This window comes from Psychrobacter sp. SWN149, assembly GCF_015864565.1.
Lineage (GTDB): Bacteria > Pseudomonadota > Gammaproteobacteria > Pseudomonadales > Moraxellaceae > Psychrobacter.
On record NZ_JADYWX010000001.1, the window covers coordinates 511,348 to 533,257 of the forward strand.

Here is a 21,910-nt window from a genome sequence, read left to right on the forward strand (position 1 = left end):
ATATCAGCCATTTAAAAAAGTAAACTTGATATATCTATCAGATACTTAATCCAAATGTGAGGGCAATTATAACAAAAAACTGCTGAACTAGCAGCAGTTTTTCATGATAGTTGTAAAGTCAATTTCAACCGTTATGGAAAGACTTTTCAGATGTGACCATAAGGTACACTTACTTTTTGATACTATCTTCTGTAGCATTGCCACCTAGTTCATCATCTTCAAGCGGTGCCGCAGTCGTAACTTCCGCTAAGCTATCCGGAACACTATGTTCGCTAGGATTAATCTCTTCTGCAAGCTTTGCAATCTCTTTCTCTTGCTCATCCATATTGCCTGTTGAATTACTCATACTAGCTCCTAAATTATTATTTTTGAACCATCTATTTATATACTTGTCGATGTTCAGATAAAAATTAATGTTCAGATGAAAAACCGTAAACACATACATATTATCCTATTATGGATGACATGCTAAATATATTATTTATTGTTTTCTGTATTTTCTGCAATACGATCTGCTGCAGCTTCGCTATCTTCAGCATGGTTGTTTTCAACTTGATCTTTAAGAGCGTCGGTTGCTGAGTCAGAACGTTGTTGCTCAAGCTGAGTATCGTTTGGATTAGAATTTGACATAGTATTTTCCTTAGTTATGATTATGAATGATTAAAATGTATGGTTATTTAATGATCTAATAAATTAATGTAATAAGTGGAAATAACAATTAAGATAGAGCCTTATCGATTGCATCAACGAAATTAGGAATATCGTCTGGGTTACGTGAGGTTATTAGATTGCCGTCAACTTGTACTGTTTTATCTACATAATTTGCGCCAGCATTTTCTAAATCTAGTTGTAATGTAGGATAAGCAGTCAATGTTTTGCCTTTAGCGATGCCTGTATTAATAAGAGCCCAAGGAGCATGGCATATAACAGCGAATGGCTTACCTGCATTATTAATAGCATTGATAATACTATGAGCTTCTTCGTTACCCCGGATCGTATCCGCATTTACAGTGCCACCTGGTAGCACCAACGCATCATAATCATCAACGTTGGCCTCGCTTGCAAAGATGTCAGCGGTAAACGTATCACCTTTGTCGACGTCTTGTTGCATGGCCTGCACTTCTTTCTCTTTATTGGTTGTTATAAGAAGCGTTTTGTAGCCTTTAGCTTTCAGCTGATTGTTGACCTCTTCATATTCTGCTTGTTCAAAGTTGTTATGTAATAAGAAAGCGATGGTCTTCATAGTATTTCCTGTCTTTATATTTGTGGTTTTTTATAAACAACTTATTGTTGATTTACGTGTTTTTCTTGTTGTTGATACTTCTTATTTTTATTAAGTGTTGAGCACTAAAACATTCGTTGTTAGACGTATTCCATACTAATTTTTTATTGTTATGAGTTTTTCTTATTAGACTACTTATCATTATTATATTAATTATTTCGTCTCGCTTTCCCTAGCTGACATATCTAATGTACAAAAAAAACAGGTTTCACCATAGGTGAAACCTGCAATAAAATGTGACGATATGTGATTAGTGTAAACTGTTAGTAAGCCAAAAAGGGTTTATCGCGACTTATTTAACAAGAATAAAACTAACGCTGAATTAATTTTTTTGGCTGTAGTCGACCATTCAGACTGACTGCGCCTAAACCCAAGAACTGACTATCTTCGTTTATCAAGCGAATATCTACCGGTATTTCATGTATCAACGGCTTTGTATTAATAGATTGATCACTAATATCTGTCTCAGAAATAACCTCTCTATGAGCAGTTATCTCTTTATTGTCTGATGATTCGCTATCAATATTGTTTGTTATATAATTTCTGATGTCATCTGTCAGTTGCTCAAACACATTTAAACGTTGACCCATATGTATACGAGCACATTGTTCAGTCGTCAACATCATCTCAGCGTCGATATTGACACAAGCATCTACTGGCATCAGCTGACCTTGTCGGCTATCCAACGCTAGCGCTTCTAATTCTGGCAAAGTTATCGCATTACCAATATTGAAATCACCAACTTGCGTACGTCGCAATGCTGTCAAATACCCTAATGTACCTAATGCTTTGGCAATATCTTCACCAAGAACACGTACATAAGTACCTTTAGTGCAAGTCACTATCAATTGGATCTGCTCGTGATCAATCGCTTTTAAATCAATCGCTTTAATCACGATATCTCTAGGAGCTCGCTCTACTTCTATACCAGCACGGGCATATTCGTAGAGTTTTTTGCCATCTTTTTTTAGCGCAGAGTACATTGGAGGTATCTGCTGCTGAGCGCCTGAGAATTGCTGAGAAATTCGCTCTAACATTACAGTATCGAATGTTGGAATAGCTGCTTGCTCAACGATTTGACCATCTGCATCACCAGTATCGGTCTGACCACCAAGTAAAATAACTGCTTCATAGGATTTGTCAGCATCAAGCTGATAATGGCTAAATTTAGTGGCCTCACCTAAACAAATAGGCAGTAAGCCTGTTGCCATTGGATCAAGCGTCCCTGTATGACCTGCTTTTTTGCTGTCGTGACTTGGCGACTTAAACAGATACTTTACCTTTGACACCACTTGCTGTGAAGTCATGCCTTTTGGCTTATCCACCAAGATAACACCTGAAACTTTTGTTTTATCAGGTGTGTCATTGGTTTTTTTTTCAGTGTGCTTGGACGATATAGACATAATGATAACTTACTCGTCATTTTCGTTTTGCTCAGTTTTGGTGACAGCCTTACTGATCAAGTCCATCATATAGTTGCCACGAGCGGTTACTTCATCATAGTGAAAACGCAAGCGCGGTGTGGTACGTGTCTTTAGGCTATGGCTTAATTCAGTGCGTAAAAAACCTGCTGCTTTATTTAGTACTTTTATGCTGTCTTCATGATTGGTCTTGGTCATTGCATCATTGAGCTCAGGCTCCATGATAGTAACGTAGACATCAGCATAACCGAGATCTGGGCTGACTTTGACACTAGAGATCGTGACAAAACCCGTTAAACGAGGGTCGTTAACTGCGTCGCGAATAAGGACTGCAAGCTCACGCTGAATTTGATCGGACAAGCGTTGTAAGCGTTGGTTCATGTGATTACCTTGTGATTAATATGTTTTTAATATTCTATTATATAAATTATGATGGATAATTGCTAAAAAAGGCCTAGCAGGATGTACCTGTTAGGCCTAAGTACAGCTAAATATCGACAGAGTATCTGAAACGCTCAGCCAGTTGGCTTTATTGCATTAGCAAACATCTGACTATCAAGCAGCAGCTTTAGATAGTACGTGCGAACTCTTGAATCTCAAAGACTTCGATTTTGTCGCCAGATTCGACATTGTAACCACGAACCGCTAGACCACATTCTATACCCGTACGTACTTCATTGACGTCTTCTTTATAACGACGTAATGACTGCAATTGACCGGTAAAGATAACTTGGTCATCACGCAATACACGAATAGGTTTGTTGCGATAGATTGTACCTTCAACGACCATACAACCTGCTGCAGCACCAAACTTACTAGAACGGAATACTTCACGAACGTCTGCAACACCCAAGATTTTTTCGCGATGTTCAGGAGCAAGCATACCGCTCATTGCTGCTTTGACATCATCGATCAAACCATAGATAACACTGTAATAGCGAATATCCATATTGGCAGTATCTGCTTTACGACGTGCGGTAGCATCTGCACGAACGTTGAAGCCCAATAGTACTGCTTCACTAGATTCTGCTAGAGTGACATCAGACTCAGATATAGGGCCAACGCCTGAGCTAATCACTCTGACTTTCACTTCGTCAGTTGATAGCTCATTTAGTGCCGAAAGCAATGCTTCTAGTGAGCCGCGAACATCTGTCTTCAACACAATGTTCAAGAATGACACATCGCCTTGTTCCATTTGATCAAACATGCTCTCTAAACGCATAGCGTTCTGACGTTCAAGTTGACGCTCACGCTCACGATTGCTTCTGAAATCAGCCACTTCACGTGCTTTTTTCTCATCCGTCACTACTAAGAACTCGCTACCAGCGGCAGGTGTTTCAGGTAGACCTAAAATCTCTACTGGGATAGAAGGACCAGCTGATTGAATGCGTTGGCCATGTTCATCAGTTAGTGCACGAACTTTACCATAATGCTCACCAGCTAGAACCAAATCACCTTGCTTCAAGGTACCTTTTTTGACGAGGACACTAACAACAGGACCACGGCCTTTTTCTAGTCTTGATTCAATGACCACACCTTGCGCAGCACCGTCTAGTGGTGCTTCTAATTCCATCAGCTCAGCTTGCAAACTGATGAATTCTAGCAAGTTGTCGATACCTTCGCCAGTTTTGGCAGAGATACGAGCCATTGGTGTATCACCGCCCCATTCTTCTGAAACGACTTCTTTCGTCGTCAATTCATTGAGAACACGGTCAGGATCAGCACCTGGCTTATCCATTTTGTTAATAGCAACAATAATTGGCGTACCAGCAGCACGTGCATGATCAATCGCTTCTGCTGTTTGTGGCATCATACCATCATCAGCTGCAACGACTAGCACAACGATATCGGTCGCTTGAGCACCGCGTGAACGCATGGCACTAAAGGCGGCGTGACCTGGCGTGTCAAGGAAAGTAATAACACCGCGCTCGGTTTTTACATGGTAAGCACCGATATGCTGTGTGATTCCGCCCGCTTCGCCATTCGCAACTTTCGTTTCGCGAATTTTGTCTAACAGTGATGTTTTACCATGGTCAACGTGACCCATAATAGTCACTACTGGCGGACGAGTCTGGATGTTACTACTACGCTCATCAACGGCGTACTGTAGATCATCTTCAACTTTAGTATCACTAACTGGTACTGGGTTATGACCCATCTCTTCAACAAGCAAGCTTGCAGTTGCTTGATCAATGGTGTCTGACTCACGAGCCATTTCACCCATTTTCATAAGTAATTTGGTCACTTCACGAGCTTTTACTGCCATGCGTTGAGCAAGATCTGCTACTGTGATTTGCTCACTGATTTCAACGTCATAAACAATTTTTTCAACAGGTTTTTCAAACTTATGCTGTGAAGCTTGTGTCGAACGTAAACCATTTTTACGGTTCTTGATTTCGCGCTCATCTTGGTTCTTACGACGACGACCACGAGTACCAGTGCTATTCGCACCACGTTTGATTTCACGTCGCTCTTTTTCAAACGACTCTTCTAATGCATCACCGACCAAACCTTCAGCCAATGGTTCATCTTTACGAACTTCAGCAGCAGGTTGGTCCGTATATTGGCCAGCCATTTTACGCATTTGCTCAAGCGTACGCTTTTGCGCTTCTTCAGCTTGAGTACGGCGTGTTTTAGATTCGATTTCACGCAAACGCGCTTCTTCTTTTTCACGTACTTCGCGCGCTTTACGTTCAGCAGCGGTTTCAATTTTTGGCTTGGTTGCGGCAACTTTCTTCTTTGGTTGCTCTTTTGGCTTAACTTCAACCGTGGTTTTGCCGCCTTTTTTCACAACAACCGATGTAGAAATATCATCGTTCTTGTCATCTGATTTTTTGCTAGAACCTAAGCTTGCACGCATTGCTGCTAACGTTGCCGCTTGGCGTTCTTCAGATTTTTTCTTGGTTGCAGCACGCTCTTCAGCGTCTTTAGCAGCACGCTCTTGAGACTCAATCAGCGCTTGCTCACGCGCAGCCAATTCTTCAGCCATTTGTTCTGGATTTGGCTTTTCAAATATTTTCTTTTTACGCACTTCAACGTTGACGCTCTTAGATTTGCCTGAAGAGCCAGTCACGCGCGCAGTACTGGTCGTCTTAGACTTAAGACTAATGCGACGCTTGTCTTGTTGACCATGACTTTGCTTTAAATACGTCACCAACTTCTCTTGCTCAAGTTCAGTGACTAAGTCACCCTCTGCACGAGCAGGTAATCCAGCATCTACCAATTGCTGCTTTACAGCATCTGTAGTTTTGCCTACCATTTCTGCCAGTTCTTTGACGGTCTTATCTGCCATTTATTATCACCTACTGTCTATTATTTGCTATATGTTCAATTCAGTTGTTGGCTACAAATGATTGGGGTAAGGCTGGTATATATTAAATCAATACCAGCGCTTTATTTTCAATAGCATATCACCAAAAGACAGCGATATGCAGTTACCGCTTATTCATCGAACCAAGATTCCCGAGCTTTCATGATGAGTTTTCCTGCAGTTTCAGAGTCTAAACCTTCGATATCTTCTAGATCGAAGACGGCTTGTTCTGCCAAATCATCAACGGTAATGATGTCTTGCTGTGCCATTTTATAAGCCCAGCTGACGGTCATACCTTCAAGCTCTTGTAGCTCTTGACTTGGCTCTTTCATGTTTTGTTGTTTGACCAGCTCATCAGCAATGACGACTTCTTTGGCACGTTCTTGAATCATGTCAATGGCGTCGTCATCCAGACCTTCGATATCATAAAAAGTATCGACTGGTACATAAGCCACTTCTTCGATACTGGTAAAACCGATATCGACAAGCGCTTGGGCTAAATCTTTATCTACCTCTAGACGCTCATAGAACAATTCAATGAACGCTTTAGATTCGTTTTGTTGACGTTGCTGATACTCTTCTTCAAGCATCATATTCAACTTATAACCTGTTAGCTCAGACGCCAAACGGACGTTTTGACCTTGTGAGCCAATAGCACGGGCCAACTGGTCGTTAGTGCTAAAGATAATATCTGCTGTTTTCATATCTTCATCTAAAATGATACTACTAACATCAGCAGGCTCTAAAGAGCTGATGATGAACTGGGCTGGATCATCTGACCAAACCACGACATCGATACGCTCACCGTCTAACTCTTGCTGTACCGCTTGGATACGTGTACCACGCATACCGATACAAGCACCGACTGGATCGATGCGATGATCGTTGGTCTTGACCGCTATTTTAGCACGAGTGCCTGGCAGACGAGCGACATTGCGAATCTCGATAATTTGTTCTGCAATCTCAGGCACTTCTTTTTGCATCAATGCCGATAGCATTTCAGGATGCGTGCGTGATAACAACAGCTGTGCACCGCGGTTTTCACGATTTACATGATAGAGGATCGCGTTGATACGTGATTTTGCCCGTAGTTGCTCACGTGGCAACATTTGATCGCGTGACAAATAACCTTCGGCGTTATCACCCAAATCGATGATATAACCGTCACGAGTTTGCTTTTTGACTTCGCCATACATCATTTCACCAACACGTGGCTCAAAGGCATCTGCGACAAGCGCACGCTCTGCTTCACGGATTTTTTGAATGATGACTTGCTTAGCTTGAGTCGCAGCAATACGACCAAATTCGATCGACTCGATCTGCTCTTCTTTGATATCACCGATTGACCATTCTTCTTGATCAAGGTCCGTAATAGCTAGCTGACAAGCAGGCATTTCATGGTCTTCATCTGCAACCACTGTCCAGTAACGATAAGTATCATAATCACCCGTTGCACGATCGATGGCAACCCGTACCTCCACTTCTGGCTGTTCGGTGTATACTTTTTTCTTAGTCGATACTACTAAAGCATCTTCAATTGCTTCAAAAATATCTTCAGGATTTAAACCCTTTTCATTACTGACAGTTTCTACTACCGTTAAGATTTCACGACTCATGCTATACCTGTCCTATCATTTTTTGATTGACTCAAATTTTATAATTTGTGTATTGATATTATGTTTCAATTATAAGTCATATAACCTATTTAAAATAAAACCAATGACGACTTAGTAGCTACCCACTTTATATCAGATAAAATTAAGCATCTACATAAATCAAATTGGCTTTATCGATATTGCTCAGTGCAATTTCAAACTGCTGACCATCACTTGACGTCAGTTGTAGAGAATTCTCATCAATACTGTCTAAAATACCCGTTGCCTTGCGACGTTTTTGGTCGCCTTCGCCGATCGCTTGGATCAAACGCAAGCTAACGGTTTGACCGACATAACCATGCATCTGCTCATCTGAGAAAAATGCACGATCAAAACCTGGTGAGGATACTTCTAAGATGAATTCGCCTGAGATAGGGTCATGAACCTCTAAAATACCACTTACTTGGTGATTTACCGCAGCACAATCTTCGATGGTCACTTGCTTATCTTGGGCTTGCACTTCTGGCAATGCCTCAATATAGATACGCAGCAAAGAACGATTGCCTTGTGGCGCGAATTCTATGCCCCATAGTGCCACATCACAAGCGGCTACGGCAGGAGCAATAATACTAGTCAGTTCTGCAACTTTGGTCGAAAGCTTCATAATCTATTTGTCTTTTCCTATTCACTTATCTATCGTACTTGGTAAACCGTATCAGAGCATTGCTCTTTTCTTACCTATTTATAGCAAGCCTCTAGTGAATAGCCAGTATATAGTTATAAGAATGACGGTCATTGTATAATTTTAATCCACAAACATATGATATACGTTGTGTATTTATATAGGGATGAGCATAGAAAACATCAAGCTCAGCCAAATAATGCTTTTATGATTCATAAAGCACTACTATCGGTAAAAGATTGAGGAATAAAGGATAGTGTTGCTCAAGAAACATCGCGCTGGTATCAGCAAATGACGAATAATCTCGTACTCTATAGATTTAGAGCTTAGCATAATTGGGATAGATACCGCGATAACACGTACCATCAGATACAAAAAAACCCACAAGCATAATGGTGGGCTAATCGGTACTGACAAATTTAGTGTACAAAACATCAGTATAAAAAGTGGTAGCGGGGGCTGGATTTGAACCAACGACCTTCGGGTTATGAGCCCGACGAGCTACCAGACTGCTCCACCCCGCATCAATCTAGAACGCATATTATAGGGAGATAATGTAGAAGTGTCAACACTTTATTTAAATTAATTATAAATTAAGTATCTGCTACTAAAAAACCTAACCTGACGCTATGCTGCGTCTGTGAAACTTGGTGCGATTGGGGGGACTTGAACCCCCACAGCTTGCGCCACCACCCCCTCAAGATGGCGTGTCTACCATTCCACCACAATCGCATTTTACTGCCCTGATCTCTAACTTCTTATCTACTATATAGGATGCTTAAGGTAGGCATCAATAAATAAGGACTTGCGAAAACAGAAAAGCATTGTAAATGTAACGCAGCGAAATAGCAAGGCCTGCCTGCTTAAAAGATACTTATTCAGGGTTTTGCGTCAATGGGCGTGGCGTTTGCGGCGCTGACACAGGCGCATCTAGACGAAACTGATCTTCAGCTTGCTTACGAGCATGAACCGCCAGTGTCATACTGGTGATAAAAAATATGACCGTCAATACCGCCGTTGCACGTGTTAAGAAATTGGCAGTCCCTGCGGCACCAAATACAGTACCTGATGAGCCCGCACCAAAAGAAGCCCCAGCATCTGCCCCTTTACCATGCTGAATCAAAATCAAGCCAATCATGGCAATCGCCACAATAATATGCAGGGCTAATATAAACGTAAACATGGTGGCCTCTTTTGCCGCGTAATGACGACTGATAACGAAAAATAAAACTGAAGGTTAATAGCAATGACAATGAGCGTCTAATCATGCCAACTCGATTGTATAAATAAGGCGCATTGTACACGATTGCAAGTGCACTGTTAAACCTACTTTTGCCAACTGATAAAGGCATACTATATATACGCTATGGCTTTGATATCTGAGTGTTATTTATTTAACTAGGCATTGGCCTGACTAAAAGCATTGGCAATCATCAAAAAGCTCTCAGCCTTTAATGAAGCACCGCCAACCAACGCGCCATCAATCATAGGATCTGATGCAAAGCTTTCTGCATTATCCGCGTTGACACTACCACCATATAGGACAGTAATCGCATCCGACATATCAACAAAACTTGCCACTCGTTGCTTGATATGCTGATGAGTATTACTCACCTCTGCCACAGTTGGGACTTTGCCAGTGCCGATTGCCCATACAGGCTCATAAGCAATAATCAGACGATCAGATAATGATGCGATAAGATTTGGCTGATGCTCAAGCACTTCTTTGATCACAGACAACTGCAGGTCTAGGACGTCAAGGGTTTGCTTATCATCATATTGCTGTTGGGTTTCACCAATACAGAATACCACACCCAAGTTTTGTGCAAATGCATGTGACATTTTTTGTACCAGACTATCATGGCATTCTTGATGGTATTGACGACGCTCTGAGTGCCCCAGTATCGTCCAAGTAGCTCCTGTATCTGCGATTTGCTGTGCAGAACAGTCACCCGTATAAGCCCCTATATCGGCACTATGACTACTAATATTTTGTGCGGCACTGAGTATCGAGCTACCCGACAGGCGAGCACTAACAGCACTCAGATGAATACAGCTTGGTGCTACCATCAGTTGACAACGGCTGTTTGCCATTGCTGGATTGGTTGCCTCCTCAGCGTCGACCTTAGACAATAAATCATCTAGCAGCGCATTGACAGCGCTCGTCGTTGCAGGATTCTGTTTCCAATTACCAATCACCCAAGCTTGCATACTCATCTACCTTGTCTCATGTATTCATGCCAATTCGGCTAATATGCGCGTCAGTATAACAAATATTTCGCAAGTGCTATAGTAGAGTGCCAACAGAAGTAGCATCGCTTTCAAGAGCTGCCATCAAGATGTGCGGAATGAAGCACTAATATTTTTGCATTGAACGTTTAATGGTCTGTATAAACTCTTCAAACTAAAGTAAAGTCCTATATTATTACTGCTAATAAAGACTGATACCGTGACAAGGTTGCTAATAGAGCATCCGAACGCTATCAGTCACTGACGCATCAATGTTGATTTAATGGGGCGAGACGGTATCACAAAAACTGAAAACGATAAATAAATTCAGAATGGCAAATAAACAGTATCTGCACATCATAAAAATGTGCGAAAAACTTTGTATTAAGAAGGGGTCATAATGTCTATCACAAACAGTAAGTATGGTGGTTTAGCACAGCAGCTTATCAATGATGGGGTTGTTAGCGAAGCGAACATGAAAACGGTACAGATTGAGTCGCAGCAGCAACAGATAGGACTCGTACCTTATCTTGTAGACAATAAGTTGGCTGATGCCTATCAACTTGCTCAGATGCTATCACAAGCCTTTGGTGACCCCTTATTTGATCTTGATGCTCTCAGTATAGATACTATCCCTAAAGATCTGGTCGATGAAAAAATCGTTCGCAAATTTAATGCACTGCCACTATTCAAGCGTGGACAGAGACTGTTTGTAGCACTGAGTGACCCAACGCGTGTGGATGCCATCGATGCGATTGCCTTTAACTCCCGCTTGTCAGTCGAGACGATTGTTGTCGAAGAAGGTAAGCTAAAGAAGCGAATTGAAAGTGTTTATGCGGATACCATGCAAAGCTTTGATAGCTTTTCTGATAGCGATCTCAACGTTGGCTTCGAAAATCCTGATGAAGATACAGAAGATGGGGAAACCAAACTTAATGACGGTGTCGATGAGGCACCTGTCGTAAAGTTCGTCAATAAAATGTTGGTTGATGCCATTCGTATGGGAGCCTCTGACCTACATTTTGAGCCTTATGAAAAATCTTTTAGAGTACGCTTTCGTGTCGATGGTGTCATGCAAAAAATGGCCAATCCACCAGTCCAGCTTGCCAGTAAAATTGCAGCTCGCCTAAAAGTCATGTCGCAGATGGACATCTCAGAGCGCCGTGTACCGCAAGATGGCCGTATCAAGCTCAAACTATCCAAAAATAAAGCCATTGATTTTCGAGTAAACTCATTACCGACGTTATTCGGTGAAAAAATCGTGCTACGTATCTTAGATCCTTCATCGGCAATGCTCGGTATCGAAGCCTTGGGCTATGAGCCTGATCAACAAGAAATGTTTTTAGAAGCGCTACATAAGCCGCAAGGTATGTTACTTATCACAGGACCCACCGGTTCTGGTAAAACCGTATCGCTTTATACTGGTATCAACATACTAAATACTGGCGCCACCAATATCTCTACTGCAGAAGATCCTGTTGAAATTAACCTTGAAGGTATCAATCAGGTCAATGTCAACGCCAAGGTTGGTTTAACCTTTGCCAATGCGCTCAAATCTTTTTTACGTCAAGATCCTGATATTGTCATGGTCGGTGAGATTCGAGATTTAGAGACTGCTGAAATTGCCATTAAAGCGGCGCAAACAGGACATATGGTGCTCTCAACCCTGCACACCAACTCAGCGCCTGAAACCTTAACGCGTTTGCGTAATATGGGTGTGGCTTCTTTTAATATTGCAACGTCCGTCAATTTGGTTATTGCCCAACGATTGGCCAGACGCTTATGCAAAAACTGTAAGAAACCTCTCGATATTCCACGACAAAGTCTGCTTGAACTTGGTTTTACAGAAGCTGACTTAGATAATGCCGACAATGTCATTTATGAGCCGATCGGCTGCAATGAATGCCGTGAAGGCTATAAAGGGCGTGTCGGTATTTATGAGGTAATGAAAGTCAGTCCTGATATTTCACGCATTATAATGGAAGATGGTAATGCCATCGATATCAAAGACGCGGCTCTAAAAAATGGCTTTCGTGATTTAAGGCGCTCAGGTATTTTAAAAGTGCTGCAAGGTGTCACCAGTATCCAAGAGATGATGCGCGTTACCTCTGAATAATTCTTATAGGCTCCAAAGGAGTCCTTGCATTATTATTAAATTTAACAGTATCAACTGTCATAAATCAGCAACCATAACTACAAGCACCCTGTAAAAATAAAACAGATGCGCACTGGTTTTTTGCGCTAAAATAAAGTATGCCTGAACATAACACTCTATCAACTATCGGGCTGTACATTTGCGATATCTATATTAGACAATTTTGAGGGTAGAAAGATGGCAAAAGCTAAGACCGATATGTTGTTAGATTTTACCTATGACGGGGTAAATCGGCGTGGGCAGAAAGTAAAAGGTGAAACCACCAGTCGTAGCCTAGAGCTTGCCAAGGCAACTTTACGCAAACAAGGTATTACGGTCAAAGGTATCAAGAAAAAACCAAAGCCTCTGTATACCTTTAAAAAAGCCATCAAAGCCATTGATATTGCTATTTTTGCTCGGCAATTGGCCACGATGATGAAAGCGGGTGTACCACTGACACAATCGTTTGAAATTGTGGCTGACTCTCTAGATAATCCAAGTATGAAGGAATTGGTACTGCAGATAAAAGCAGATATCGAAGCAGGCAGTACCTTTGCTTTCGCATTGCGCAAACATCCACGTTATTTTGATGATTTATTTTGCTCTCTGGTCGAATCTGGTGAACAATCAGGTGCACTAGAAACCATGCTTGAGCGTGTTGCTACTTACAAAGAAAAAAGTGAGTTATTAAAAGCCAAGATTAAAAAAGCAATGAAATATCCGATTGCGGTGATTGTCGTCGCAATCATTGTCACTATAATCTTGCTAGTAAAAGTCGTACCTGTATTTTCTGGATTGTTTGAGTCATTTGGTGCGGAACTACCAGCATTTACCCAGATGGTCGTAGCTATGTCTGAATGGATGCAGGCGTGGTGGTTTATTTTAATCATTGTCATTGGCGGAAGTATTATTGGTTTTACTGAAGCCAAAAAACGGTCTAAGAAATTTCGTGACCTTTTAGACCGTGCTGTATTAAAAGCACCCATCTTTGGCAACATAGCTTATCAAGCCATTATTGCTCGTTTTGCCCGTACTCTATCCACAACTTTTGCTGCGGGTGTCCCGCTCATTGATGCCTTAGACTCTACGGCTGGCGCGACCAACAACGTGGTCTTTTATAATGCAACACAGCAAATAAAAAATGATGTCTCTACCGGTCAGCAATTACAATTTTCCATACGCTCGACTAATCTATTCCCAAGCCTAGCTATTCAGATGGTCGGTATCGGTGAAGAATCTGGTAGTTTGGAGGAAATGTTAGATAAAGTTGCTGTTTATTATGAAAACGAAGTCGATAATGCGGTCGATGGTTTGACCAGTTTAATGGAACCCCTGATTATGTCTGTATTAGGTGTATTGATTGGTGGCTTAGTAATTGCAATGTACTTACCAATTTTCCAAATGGGCGCAGTCGTAGGATAATCAATTTGATGCAACTAATACAATTATTACAAGAAAATATGACGCTCGCTTTATTCGTATTCGGTCTATTGGGGCTTTGTGTTGGCAGCTTCTTAAACGTCGTCATTCATCGTATGCCACTGATGATGGTGCATAGCTGGCGACAAGAATGCAGCCAGTTTATGTTTGAACAAGCAGACATGCCGCGCGGGCATACGCAGCCATTAGCCAATGTTGTCGCTACTGACCAGCCTATTACGCTTAGCCGACCAGCCTCACGCTGTCCGCATTGCGCTCATAAAATCAAATGGTATGAAAACATACCTTTAATAAGCTGGTTTTCACTGCGTGGACGGTGCTCAGACTGTGAAGCGCCTATTGGTATACGCTATCCCATTGTTGAGCTCATCACCGCTTTGCTGTCAGTGTTGGTGATTTATAAATTCGGCGTGAATGCTACAGGATTGTCCGCACTGGTACTGGTATGGACATTGGTTGCACTAACGGGTATTGATTTCGATACCCAGTTATTACCCGATCGCTTAACCTTCCCTTTAGCGGGTTTAGGATTGGCTGTCAATTCACAAAGCTGGTTTGTATCACCAACACAATCCATATGGGGATTATTATTTGGATTTTTGTCGCTATGGATAGTAGTCAAAATATTTTATTTAATCACCAAAAAACATGGTATGGGGCAAGGCGACTTTAAGCTCCTAGCTGTACTGGGTGCGTGGCTCGGGCCTATGATGCTACCACTGATTATTCTGCTGTCATCCTTGCTCGGCTCGATCGTTGGATTGATATTGATGAAAAAACAAGGTGAGAGTAAACCTTTTGCCTTCGGTCCTTATATCGCGATTGCAGGTATCGTTGCATTGTTATATGGTTCAGACATCGTCAGCTGGTACCTTGGTATGTACCCTTAATAATTTATAACCGTAAAAACAGATTGTGACAGCAAACCATCAGCCTTTAGCTGTCATACTTGAAAGCTATATTTCCAACTGGCAATTGCTACCATTACGATACCAACCAAATAAGTCATCATTATGATAAATAATACAAACGCCTCTTCACCTTACTCACATCAACCACAAAGCCCACAAACTACAAGTAAGACGCTAGTCGTCGGTTTGACAGGTGGAATCGGTAGCGGAAAGTCAGCAGCCAGCGCATGGTTCGCAGAGCAAGGCGTCGATATTATTGATGCTGATGTGATCGCTCATGAGATTGTAGCCAAAGGCAGCGATACGTTACGAAAAATTCAAAAGAAATTTGGTGACTGGGTATTAGACGATAATGGCTCAATGGATAGAGCCGCTGTACGCACGCACGTGTTTGCAAATGCTGAAGCCCTGATCGAGCTTGAAGCCATCACTCACCCAGCGATACGTGAGACCGCGAAAGCACAGCTGGCATCCAGTACCTCACCGTATCTAATATTGTCAGCACCCCTGTTGCTTGAGGGCGCAGAAGCTGGACTTGCCAATTTGTGTCAACGCATCTTGGTGATGGATGCCACTGCAGACACGCAGCTTGCCCGTGCCAGTCAGCGCGATCATCAAAGCGTACAGAAAATCAAAGCCATTATGACCAACCAGTTAGGCCGCGAAGAGCGCAACCGTCAGGCCGATGATGTAATCTTGAATGAGAGTGACCTTGCTGCTTTATACTTACAGCTGCAACCCTTACATCAAGAATACCTTAAGCTGGCCCAGCAGCTAAAGTACGCTGCCGATTGACCTCATATAGCGCCATACCGGTTGCCACACTGACATTTAAACTTTGTAGATTACCATGCTCGTTTCCTGACATTGGAATATAGACCAGCTCATCACAGCTCTCCATTGTCAGGCGGCGCATGCCCTCTCCTTCTGAACCCATGATGATGGCTGTTTTGCCTGTCAAATCTGCTGCATGAATGGGTTTGGCATCTGCATTGAGCGCTGTACCAAACACAAAAACCCCTGCATTTTTAATCTTTGACAGTGTACGTGCCAAATTGGTGACGCTAATAATCGGCATCATTTCAGCGGCACCAACGGATACTTTAGCAACAGTTGGCGTTAGGCTTGCGGCATGATGTTTCGGACAGACCACGGCATCCACACCCATTGCCACGGCTGTACGCAAGCAAGCACCAAAGTTATGCGCATCTGTGATTTGATCCAATACCAATAAAAGACACTGATCACGCCCAGCGAGCGTATCAAGCAGACCTTCGTCAGCAAAACCTAACGGACGCGCGTTAAGCACTACGCCTTGATGCTGCGGGCTACCACACAACTGTGTCAGCTTATCTTTTTGGGTGGGTTGTATGCTGATACCGTTATCGCTTGCTGTTGACATGATCGCTTGTACATGACTGTCCGTCTCGCGACCTTGCTGTACAAAAAGGCTAAGTCCATCAAGAGGGCGGTATTCGAGTAAGGCATCGATTGCATGGATGCCATAAAAATAAATGGGTTTTGCCATAATAGGCCTATTGAATATAAAGTGAGTATCGTACGAGACGATGAGATAAAAGAGAGTGTCATTGGTGCTGAGTATGCCTACCCATTACCGATGAGATAACGATAGATTAGATGTTAAAAACAGAAATAAACAATACCATTCAGATATTGTTTATTTTTTATACATTTGATCAATATTGTCTAACTAACACTGCATCGAACAATGTGTCGATGACTCTGATGAGCCCTGTTATGAGAAGTAGGCGTCAAGCCTACTAGCCTTCTAGATGACACACGTATTGCACGATCTCTTCAGTACGTAGGTTGAAGCCACTATTGCCTTCGACGACAAATGACTGACCTGCACGGTAATAACTGAAGTCATCATCACCATTTATTTTTACTTCGCACTCACCACCAGTGATTTCGATACGCTCAGAGGTATTGGTGCTAAAGTGGTAATGCTCGACCAAGTTATCACAAGGCAAGATGACGCCGAGGGTCTTATGGCGGCCGTCCTCAAACATAATAGTATGGCTTGAGCAGCGACCATCATAAGATACTGTCGCTTGGGCATTAACGGTTACATTAGTAAATTGCGCCGCTGTCATAGTGGCTTCCTTATCAAATAATTATGGCAAAACTAAAAAATAAGTAACTGATTGAAGTGTTGCTAGAGTGAAGAACACAGAAGAACTATACGGCTCTAGATACTGTATCATTTGGGTATTACATTGCTCTATTGGTTAAATCCCTACACGGTCAATGGCTGTATGTCAGAGATAATAATAACCTTTGTCAAAGTCACTAACACATTGAGCCATATATCTTTATGACTATACGCCTATAATTTTACAAAATTATGACTTATGTTCATGTAGTAAAATTCATAATTCTAACCCTAAGAGTTTATCATTATGTGAGATTATGCTACCACATTATATCTATAAAGTTTGTTAAAGCGACCAGGAAATGCTATTTCATGACTCAACTACCTCGACTTGTTTATCTTTTGTGGAGCAAGTCCTTGTTACTATAGCAGATATATTTTGGTCAGCATTCCCCATAAACTTTACCAGTATATAGACATTGTTTTGACTAGATAAGTCATCGCTACGCGCCCTTATTGCGAACGTTACGCCAATAGATGCTGATTCATTTTCGCAGGTCTAATGAGCAGATTTTGACAATAATTCACACTATTTCAGTGCTTAATATTTGTATTTAAACGCATTTAACACCATACTATTTGCCTAAGGTATGCATGAGCATTCGTTGATTTCAGGCGATTAATTAAATAATTCCATCTTTTTATCTATTCTATTTTACATATGGCTTCCCAAGAATTATGCGAAGTCCATTGTCTGTCATGAGAGGCGTTGATGCTCGTATCATTAACTTTACACCAGTTTGCATTGATTGCTCAGCATGAGCTGAGCGTGGCTGAAGGCTTCAATGTCATCACAGGTGAAACAGGTGCTGGCAAGTCTTTATTACTTGATGCATTATCCTTATGTGTCGGTGAGCGTGCAGACAGTGCAATGGTGCGACATGGCGCCGCGCATGCAGATATTTATGCACAGTTCGATATAGAAAATAACAGCGTCGTGGCGGATTGGTTTGCCAAAAATGATCGGTCGCTAGAAGATCCTGACATTTTGATACGTCGACAGCTCAGTAATACGGGCCGCTCAAAATCATGGTTGAACGGCTCGCCTGTGAGTCTGGCTGAGCTAAAAAGCTTGGGCGCGTTGCTAGTCAATATTCACAGTCAGCATGCTCAGCAAGCCTTACTTAAGCCGCAATTTGTGGTGCAGTGGCTCGATGAGATGGCACAGATAACGCCGCTAGCGCGGCAAACTGCCAGCATTTACCAGCAGTATCAGCAGCTAAAACGCCGCGCAGATGACATCGCCAGCCGCGAAGCTCAGCGCCAAGACCGCATACAGCTTTTACAAAGCCAATTGGCAGATATCGCGCCATTGTTGGCCGTCGACTATACAGAGGTCGAATCTGAACACGAAGAACTCTCTAATATCGAAGCACTGATGCAAGAGGCCAGTCACGGCTTACATCTGCTTGATAATGACACGGACGAGCCTGATGTCATGACCTTGCTAGGACAAGCAATCAAACTCTGTGATAATCAAATGAGCGTCAGTCAAACCTTTGAGCAAGCCTCTGAACAGCTGCATTTAGCACAGCAGCAAATTACTGAAGTGACAGGGCTGCTATCTGACTATGCTGAGCAGCAGCTACCTGATCCTGAACGCTTGCAGACATTGGACAGTCTTATCAGCTTGGGTCATCGTTTATCACGTAAGCATGGCTTGCCAGCGAGTGATTTAATCGATGAAGCAAAAGGCTGGGAAACCCAATTAGGGCTGTTAGAGAACGAGCCAAGTAGCGATGCGCTGGCAGCACAAATTGAGCAGGCTTGGCAAGAATATCTCACACTAGCAACTAAGCTCAACAAAGAACGTGCGAAAGCTGCACCAATTGTCAGCAAACAGCTGATTAAGCAACTGCAACCACTGGCACTACCAAATGCCCGCTGTGAGTTTGTTTTTACAAAAAAGGCCGAACCGAGCCACTATAATGCACAAGGCTGCTTTGATATTGACTTGTTGTTTAGCGCTAACGTCGGTATGCCGATGCAGCCGCTACACAAAATCGCCTCTGGTGGTGAGCTGTCACGAATGGCGCTGGTCATGCAGGTATTACAAGCGACCAATGCGGACAATAACGCTGCCAAACCTATGCTGGTGTTTGATGAAGTCGACGTGGGTATCAGTGGCGGTACTGCACAGGTGGTTGGTGAACTGCTCCGTGAGCTTGGAAAAACGCAGCAACTACTTGCTATTACCCACCAAGCACAAGTGGCAGCACAAGCACATCAACATATCCTAGTGCAAAAATATCATCAAGAGCAGACTGAAAGCGAGCTGCTGATTTTGACAGACAAGGCTCAGGTCGATGAGCTGGCACGTATGTCAGGCGGTGTTATTATCACAGAGGTCACCCGTGATCATGCTCGTAGCTTGCTATCCGATGTGAAATAGCCAAAGCCTTTTAACAAAGGTACGATTCATGCCTAAATCCTTATAGTCAGTAATAAGTGTCGCGATTGGCTTCAATCTTGCTTTTATAGTTGTCATCACCATATAGTGGTGCTCCACCCTTCTTATTAGGTTGCATTTTTTTCTATGTCTAAAGCCAATTTGACTCATCATTTTTTGATCGCAGCGCCAGAGCTATCAGACCCAAGGTTTGAGCAGGCTCTTATTTATATCTGCCGTCATGACAAGCACGGCGCGCTCGGTCTGATGATCAATCGACCGTTAGAGCAATCTCGCGTTGGCAAACTGTTAGAAGACTTAGATATAGAAGTAACTGACCCTCAAGTAATGGAAGATGTGGCACTAGAAGGTGGTCCTATGTATCCTGAGGTCGGCTTTGTGCTACATACAGGCCAACCCGAATGGGCCTCCTCGTTCGCTATTTCAGAAAATGTCTGCATCACGACCAGTCAAGATATCCTAAAGCGTATCGCCGCAGGTCAAGGGGTGGGTCATTATCAGCTATGCTTGGGTCATGCCAGTTGGGGCAAAAAACAGTTGGATCAAGAACTGAGTAACGGCGATTGGTTAGTGTGTCCTGCGGATCTGAACTTATTGTTCGATACGCCATTTGAAGAGCGCTGGCAAATAGCGGCTGATAAAATCGGCATCAATTTTGACTACTTAAGTAGCGATATTGGTCACGCTTAATACCACATACGCCTGAATACAGACATAAAAAACCAGAATAGGAAACCTCCGTTACTATGGTAGACAGCACCCTTAAAACAGACAGCGCTATAATCGAGAACAACATAACAGATAGCACCAATGCAATAGAGACGGATTCTGACAGCGCTGAAGCGCCCATTAAGCCGCATCTGATATTATCATTAGATTATGGTGTCAAAAAGATGGGCATGGCACTGGGTAATAGTATTACCGAAACGGCACGTGCGTTTGATATTCTCGTGATGAATAATGGTCAGCCTGACTGGGATAATCTACTCGGTATTATTAAGGTATGGGGGGTGTCAAAGGTGGTCGTCGGCCTACCGCTTAATATGGATGGCAGTAGCTCAATGTTGTCTAAGCGTGCGCACAAATTCGCTCGTCGTCTAGCTCATAGAATTATGGAACAGCATTTGCCAGTGGTCGTGAGTCTCTGTGATGAGCGTTTGACCTCAGTCGCGGCGCGTGAGATAGCATGGGATAATGGTTGGATTCAAAATGAGCGGGACCCGATTGATGACATCTCAGCCTGTATTCTACTGTCGACGTACTTCGCTGATCCAAGCAGCAGTATCGCTATTGATGCGATCAAAGCCGATTAATCACGCGACCGCTTCATGCTCAATAGCATCGTTTTCAAAAGCACCGCTACTTTCTGATATATCGCCCCTTTTAATGGATAAATGACTGAACTCTATGACCACTGTCTCAGACCAATCAACGCAGAATAAATCACAACGTGGTTTTGCGCCACTTGCTATCGCTCGTATCAAAGGCGCACAGCGGGCAAACCAAATAGCGATTTATCTCATTTATGCCGCCATTATTGCATTCATCGTGTTTGGTACGATTGCTAGTGTCAAAGCCTTCCATGACAATCAACTACTTTATCAATTATTTTACAACCTACCCTATGCATTAATTACCCTCACAATTCCGATCACCATTTATGATGCGCTGGTGGTTTATCGTTATCGCTTAAACCAGCCTTCGATGATTGCCATGAGTATCGGTGTATCGACCATCATATTGATTGGCGGGCTATTATTTGCTGATACCGTATGGCTTGGATTGTCTTGTTGGCTGGGTGTGGCATTTTTATTTAAAGTCAGTTTTAAGCGGTTTTTTGATTTTTTGGAAGTCGCTGATGAGCATGATATTGATGAAACGTCAGAGACAGTCATTGTAGATGATCCAGACAGTACGCACCCTTAAACGATTGAAACAACCACTCGTTCTCAAATCCATCCATTTAGCGTTATTATCATGACTATGACCACTTCTATACCAGACACTGCTATCAATCACCACTTAGACACCCAAGGGCTGATCTGCCCTGAGCCCATTATGATGCTACACCGAGTAATACGTAGCGCAGATGGTGGTGAGGTGATTGAGATATTGGCCACTGATCCCGCTACCACGCGCGACATTCCTAATTTCTGTCGACATTTGGGCCATGAGCTACTCGGTCAAGAGACGCTGGCTGAAAACGTGAGCTTAGATACTGACCCTGATGAAATCAAAGTGGATAGTGATGATGATGCACCCCTAAGTGTGACGCTTTATCGCTATTTGGTTAAGAAAAAAAGCGCTTAAATTCACTTAA

General features: G+C 42.7%; 21 protein-coding genes and 2 tRNA genes. 9 read left to right on the plus strand and 14 right to left on the minus strand.

Annotated features, from left to right (window positions below; translation table 11 throughout):
• Positions 1–169: 169 nt before the first annotated feature.
• The 12 genes from I6E86_RS02070 to tpiA form a co-directional block, all read right to left on the minus strand.
• Complete coding sequence (locus I6E86_RS02070) at positions 170–346, minus strand: hypothetical protein (protein WP_197174847.1); 177 nt, start codon at positions 344–346, stop codon at positions 170–172.
• Between the two features lie 131 nt (positions 347–477).
• The gene (locus I6E86_RS02075) at positions 478–630 is read right to left on the minus strand and encodes a hypothetical protein (RefSeq protein ID WP_197174848.1); all 153 of its coding nucleotides are present in this window, start codon (positions 628–630) and stop codon (positions 478–480) included.
• Positions 631–718: 88 nt separating this feature from the next.
• On the minus strand, positions 719–1,243 hold the full coding sequence (locus tag I6E86_RS02080; protein ID WP_197174849.1) for a type 1 glutamine amidotransferase domain-containing protein: 525 nt from the start codon (positions 1,241–1,243) through the stop codon (positions 719–721).
• Positions 1,244–1,593: 350 nt separating this feature from the next.
• Complete coding sequence (truB, locus tag I6E86_RS02085) at positions 1,594–2,685, minus strand: tRNA pseudouridine(55) synthase TruB (protein WP_197174850.1); 1,092 nt, start codon at positions 2,683–2,685, stop codon at positions 1,594–1,596.
• Between the two features lie 9 nt (positions 2,686–2,694).
• Positions 2,695–3,084 (minus strand): ribosome-binding factor A, encoded by a 390-nt coding sequence (locus I6E86_RS02090; RefSeq protein ID WP_194363387.1) that lies wholly within the window; start codon positions 3,082–3,084, stop codon positions 2,695–2,697.
• Between the two features lie 187 nt (positions 3,085–3,271).
• On the minus strand, positions 3,272–5,995 hold the full coding sequence (gene infB, locus I6E86_RS02095) for a translation initiation factor IF-2 (protein ID WP_194363386.1): 2,724 nt from the start codon (positions 5,993–5,995) through the stop codon (positions 3,272–3,274).
• Between the two features lie 149 nt (positions 5,996–6,144).
• Positions 6,145–7,629: a transcription termination factor NusA gene (gene nusA, locus I6E86_RS02100; protein ID WP_194363385.1), complete on the minus strand. Its 1,485-nt coding sequence runs from the start codon at positions 7,627–7,629 to the stop codon at positions 6,145–6,147.
• Between the two features lie 142 nt (positions 7,630–7,771).
• Positions 7,772–8,272, minus strand: coding sequence for a ribosome maturation factor RimP (rimP, locus tag I6E86_RS02105; protein ID WP_197174851.1), 501 nt, complete (start codon positions 8,270–8,272; stop codon positions 7,772–7,774).
• A 465-nt stretch (positions 8,273–8,737) separates the two neighbouring features.
• Positions 8,738–8,814, minus strand: a tRNA-Met gene (locus tag I6E86_RS02110).
• A gap of 124 nt (positions 8,815–8,938) precedes the next feature.
• Positions 8,939–9,022, minus strand: a tRNA-Leu gene (locus tag I6E86_RS02115).
• Between the two features lie 142 nt (positions 9,023–9,164).
• Positions 9,165–9,473 (minus strand): preprotein translocase subunit SecG, encoded by a 309-nt coding sequence (gene secG, locus I6E86_RS02120; RefSeq protein WP_021814138.1) that lies wholly within the window; start codon positions 9,471–9,473, stop codon positions 9,165–9,167.
• 215 nt (positions 9,474–9,688) lie between these two features.
• Positions 9,689–10,501, minus strand: coding sequence for a triose-phosphate isomerase (tpiA, locus tag I6E86_RS02125; protein WP_197174852.1), 813 nt, complete (start codon positions 10,499–10,501; stop codon positions 9,689–9,691).
• Between the two features lie 418 nt (positions 10,502–10,919).
• Here tpiA and pilB point away from each other — a divergent pair, with 418 nt between their 5' ends.
• The 4 genes from pilB (at position 10,920) to coaE (ending at position 15,799) form a co-directional block, all read left to right on the plus strand.
• On the plus strand, positions 10,920–12,635 hold the full coding sequence (gene pilB / locus I6E86_RS02130) for a type IV-A pilus assembly ATPase PilB (RefSeq protein WP_227680477.1): 1,716 nt from the start codon (positions 10,920–10,922) through the stop codon (positions 12,633–12,635).
• 216 nt (positions 12,636–12,851) lie between these two features.
• Positions 12,852–14,075, plus strand: a complete 1,224-nt coding sequence (locus tag I6E86_RS02135) for a type II secretion system F family protein (protein WP_197174853.1) — start codon at positions 12,852–12,854, stop codon at positions 14,073–14,075.
• An 8-nt stretch (positions 14,076–14,083) separates the two neighbouring features.
• Positions 14,084–14,983 (plus strand): prepilin peptidase, encoded by a 900-nt coding sequence (locus I6E86_RS02140; protein ID WP_197174854.1) that lies wholly within the window; start codon positions 14,084–14,086, stop codon positions 14,981–14,983.
• Between the two features lie 123 nt (positions 14,984–15,106).
• The gene (gene coaE, locus I6E86_RS02145; protein ID WP_197174855.1) at positions 15,107–15,799 is read left to right on the plus strand and encodes a dephospho-CoA kinase; all 693 of its coding nucleotides are present in this window, start codon (positions 15,107–15,109) and stop codon (positions 15,797–15,799) included.
• Here the strand turns inward: coaE and rlmB are convergent.
• The gene (gene rlmB, locus I6E86_RS02150; RefSeq protein ID WP_197174856.1) at positions 15,762–16,532 is read right to left on the minus strand and encodes a 23S rRNA (guanosine(2251)-2'-O)-methyltransferase RlmB; all 771 of its coding nucleotides are present in this window, start codon (positions 16,530–16,532) and stop codon (positions 15,762–15,764) included. The two genes, coaE and rlmB, sit on opposite strands and share 38 nt — an antisense overlap.
• 253 nt (positions 16,533–16,785) lie before the next feature.
• Positions 16,786–17,121, minus strand: coding sequence for a pyrimidine/purine nucleoside phosphorylase (locus I6E86_RS02155; protein WP_197174857.1), 336 nt, complete (start codon positions 17,119–17,121; stop codon positions 16,786–16,788).
• Positions 17,122–17,892: 771 nt separating this feature from the next.
• Here I6E86_RS02155 and recN point away from each other — a divergent pair.
• The 5 genes from recN (at position 17,893) to tusA (ending at position 21,900) form a co-directional block, all read left to right on the plus strand.
• Positions 17,893–19,572, plus strand: a complete 1,680-nt coding sequence (gene recN, locus I6E86_RS02160; protein ID WP_197174858.1) for a DNA repair protein RecN — start codon at positions 17,893–17,895, stop codon at positions 19,570–19,572.
• A 144-nt stretch (positions 19,573–19,716) separates the two neighbouring features.
• Entirely contained in the window at positions 19,717–20,280 is a 564-nt protein-coding gene (locus tag I6E86_RS02165) for a YqgE/AlgH family protein (protein ID WP_197174859.1), read from the plus strand.
• A gap of 56 nt (positions 20,281–20,336) precedes the next feature.
• Positions 20,337–20,903 carry a Holliday junction resolvase RuvX gene (gene ruvX / locus I6E86_RS02170; protein WP_227680478.1) on the plus strand — a complete coding sequence of 189 codons (567 nt, stop codon included), beginning with the start codon at positions 20,337–20,339 and terminating at the stop codon, positions 20,901–20,903.
• Between the two features lie 94 nt (positions 20,904–20,997).
• Positions 20,998–21,516, plus strand: a complete 519-nt coding sequence (locus I6E86_RS02175; RefSeq protein ID WP_197174860.1) for a hypothetical protein — start codon at positions 20,998–21,000, stop codon at positions 21,514–21,516.
• 57 nt (positions 21,517–21,573) lie between these two features.
• Positions 21,574–21,900 (plus strand): sulfurtransferase TusA, encoded by a 327-nt coding sequence (tusA, locus tag I6E86_RS02180; RefSeq protein ID WP_197175047.1) that lies wholly within the window; start codon positions 21,574–21,576, stop codon positions 21,898–21,900.
• Positions 21,901–21,910: the final 10 nt, after the last annotated feature.

Bases quoted from the DNA above. Each gene is read 5' to 3' on its own strand.
- ruvX (WP_227680478.1), top strand. From the start codon at position 20,337: ATGGTAGACAGCACCCTTAAAACAGACAGCGCTATAATCGAGAACAAC.
- coaE (WP_197174855.1), top strand. From the start codon at position 15,107: ATGATAAATAATACAAACGCCTCTTCACCTTACTCACATCAACCACAA.
- I6E86_RS02155 (WP_197174857.1), bottom strand. From the start codon at position 17,121: ATGACAGCGGCGCAATTTACTAATGTAACCGTTAATGCCCAAGCGACA.
- truB (WP_197174850.1), bottom strand. From the start codon at position 2,685: ATGTCTATATCGTCCAAGCACACTGAAAAAAAAACCAATGACACACCT.
- rimP (WP_197174851.1), bottom strand. From the start codon at position 8,272: ATGAAGCTTTCGACCAAAGTTGCAGAACTGACTAGTATTATTGCTCCT.
- tpiA (WP_197174852.1), bottom strand. From the start codon at position 10,501: ATGCAAGCTTGGGTGATTGGTAATTGGAAACAGAATCCTGCAACGACG.
- I6E86_RS02070 (WP_197174847.1), bottom strand. From the start codon at position 346: ATGAGTAATTCAACAGGCAATATGGATGAGCAAGAGAAAGAGATTGCA.
- I6E86_RS02140 (WP_197174854.1), top strand. From the start codon at position 14,084: ATGCAACTAATACAATTATTACAAGAAAATATGACGCTCGCTTTATTC.
- rlmB (WP_197174856.1), bottom strand. From the start codon at position 16,532: ATGGCAAAACCCATTTATTTTTATGGCATCCATGCAATCGATGCCTTA.
- I6E86_RS02135 (WP_197174853.1), top strand. From the start codon at position 12,852: ATGGCAAAAGCTAAGACCGATATGTTGTTAGATTTTACCTATGACGGG.
- pilB (WP_227680477.1), top strand. From the start codon at position 10,920: ATGTCTATCACAAACAGTAAGTATGGTGGTTTAGCACAGCAGCTTATC.
- recN (WP_197174858.1), top strand. From the start codon at position 17,893: ATGCTCGTATCATTAACTTTACACCAGTTTGCATTGATTGCTCAGCAT.
- I6E86_RS02090 (WP_194363387.1), bottom strand. From the start codon at position 3,084: ATGAACCAACGCTTACAACGCTTGTCCGATCAAATTCAGCGTGAGCTT.
- tusA (WP_197175047.1), top strand. From the start codon at position 21,574: ATGACCACTTCTATACCAGACACTGCTATCAATCACCACTTAGACACC.
- I6E86_RS02080 (WP_197174849.1), bottom strand. From the start codon at position 1,243: ATGAAGACCATCGCTTTCTTATTACATAACAACTTTGAACAAGCAGAA.
- secG (WP_021814138.1), bottom strand. From the start codon at position 9,473: ATGTTTACGTTTATATTAGCCCTGCATATTATTGTGGCGATTGCCATG.
- nusA (WP_194363385.1), bottom strand. From the start codon at position 7,629: ATGAGTCGTGAAATCTTAACGGTAGTAGAAACTGTCAGTAATGAAAAG.
- I6E86_RS02175 (WP_197174860.1), top strand. From the start codon at position 20,998: ATGACCACTGTCTCAGACCAATCAACGCAGAATAAATCACAACGTGGT.
- I6E86_RS02075 (WP_197174848.1), bottom strand. From the start codon at position 630: ATGTCAAATTCTAATCCAAACGATACTCAGCTTGAGCAACAACGTTCT.
- infB (WP_194363386.1), bottom strand. From the start codon at position 5,995: ATGGCAGATAAGACCGTCAAAGAACTGGCAGAAATGGTAGGCAAAACT.
- I6E86_RS02165 (WP_197174859.1), top strand. From the start codon at position 19,717: ATGTCTAAAGCCAATTTGACTCATCATTTTTTGATCGCAGCGCCAGAG.